Annotated in this window: 2 protein-coding genes; both read left to right on the plus strand. The window is 37.4% G+C overall.

All coding sequences use genetic code 11. The annotated features are described in order from the left end of the window. Positions 1-13: 13 nt before the first annotated feature. Positions 14-154, plus strand: a complete 141-nt coding sequence (locus J7E16_RS08825) for a cation transporting ATPase C-terminal domain-containing protein (RefSeq protein WP_353049881.1) — start codon at positions 14-16, stop codon at positions 152-154. A 145-nt stretch (positions 155-299) separates the two neighbouring features. Next, positions 300-1760 carry an IS1182 family transposase gene (locus tag J7E16_RS08830; protein WP_214890929.1) on the plus strand — a complete coding sequence of 487 codons (1461 nt, stop codon included), beginning with the start codon at positions 300-302 and terminating at the stop codon, positions 1758-1760. The last annotated feature ends 205 nt before the right edge of the window (positions 1761-1965 follow it).

Below are 1965 nucleotides of genomic sequence, written 5' to 3' on the forward strand. Positions count from 1 at the left end.
TGTTGTTATTTTAATACCGTGGTTAAATGATTCATTTAATGTATCCCCATTAAATGTTGAACAATGGTTGTTGGTATTTGGAGCAGCTATTTCAATTATTCCTTTAGTGGAAATAGTGAAGTTCTTTATGCGTAAGTTTTCTAATGATGAATAGTAATGAAGGATAAGAAATTGAAATTTTGAAAAAGCATCCCTATATATTTGAGGCTGCTGAAAAAGTCAGATAGAAATATCTGGCTTTTTTGCTATTCATCGAATAGGACAAGCAGTATAATGAAAGAAAAAATGGGGTGACGAGGATGTTACGTAAACAAGTATCACAAAATTCTAGTCCGTACCGTCAACTGTATGATATTTTAGTCCCGCAAAGCCATACACTCAGAAGGATAAAAGAGCTAGTGGATTTTTCTTTTATTTATGAGGAAGTTAAAGAAAATTACACGGTTAACTTCGGTAGAAATGCGGCGGATCCTGTGTACATGTTTAAGTTATTACTCTTGAAAGTCATGTATCCCCTTTCAGATCGCGATTTATGTGAGAGGGCAAGGTATGACATGTCCTTCAAGTATTTTCTTGATCTCTCGCCCGAAGATGACATCATTCATCCTTCTTTGCTGTCAAAATTTAGAACTCAGAGATTAAAGAATAGTGACTTGCTAGAATTATTGCTTGAGCGGTCTATTAAAGTGGCCAAAGAACAGAATATCCCTTTAGGGGATACCATTATCGTGGACGCTACTCATACAAATGCCCGATTCCAATTTCACTCTCCTTTAGAAGCCCTAAGAAAGCAAGCTTCTTTGCTTCGTAAATCCTGTTACCGCGTGGATGAATCAGTCAAAACTCTTTTCCCTACCAAAAATACTTCCAATGACATTCAAGAAGAGCTACTCTATACAAAAAAACTTTTGGAGATTATCGAAAAAAATCCAATGCTCGCTCCCATTCCAGACATCAATGAAAAAGTACATTTGACTACAGAAATGGTTGAGGATTATAAAACCCAATTGTCTATCTCATCATCCAAGGATCCAGATGCTAGAATCGGACACAAAAGCGCAGACTCCTCTTTTTTCGGATTCAAATCACATTTGGCGATGACCGAAAATGGGTTAATCACTGGATTAGTTATCACGTCCGGTGAACAACCAGACGGTAAATACTTGCCAGAACTGATTGAACACTCCAAACGGAATGGAATGGAAATCCACACTATTATTGGAGACGCTGCTTATTCTGGAAAAGACAACCTTGAAAAATGCGACCAAGATACCATTCAGTTGATTGCGAGACTGAATCCCAACGTGAGTAAGGGGAACCGCCAGAAGGCGGACAACTTCTTTTTTAATAAAGATTCAGGCATGTTTGTCTGTCCCAAAGGACATCAGGCAATCAGGAAAGCGAAGACTGGTAAGAAAAGCCAAAAAAGGAATCAAACCATGACCTACTATTTCGATGTCGAGAAATGTAAAACTTGTCCCTTGGAAGGAATATGCCACAAAATCGGTGCGCAAACAAAAACGTACAATGTGACTCTTAAATCAACGGTCCATCAAAAACAAATCGACTTTGAACAAACAGACATTTTCCGTGAGAAAGTAAAACTAAGATACCGAATTGAAGCAAAGAATAGTGAATTAAAAAACCGTTATGGACTGAGAAAATCTAGCAGTAGCGGTTTATTCGGTATGACTATACAAAGTGCTTCTACCGTATTTATAGCAAATATGAAGAGAATACTTAGAATAATAGGTGGATAATAAACCTCAAAGAGGACTAAAATGGATTAAACTAAGAAAGCGGAAAAATGGGCACTCCCATTTTTCCGCTTTCTTGTTTACTATTAAGTTAGTCTCCGCTAGATAAAACTACTTTTTCAGCAGCCTCGTTAAATTCCGCTGTCTCTTTTACTTATAGAGCAATGAAGAAACTGAAGCGATCACGGTCAGCAAAAAAGAAAGGGAA

The organism is Carnobacterium sp. ISL-102 (assembly GCF_018612935.1).
In the GTDB taxonomy this organism is placed as follows: Bacteria; Bacillota; Bacilli; order Lactobacillales; family Carnobacteriaceae; genus Carnobacterium_B; species Carnobacterium_B alterfunditum.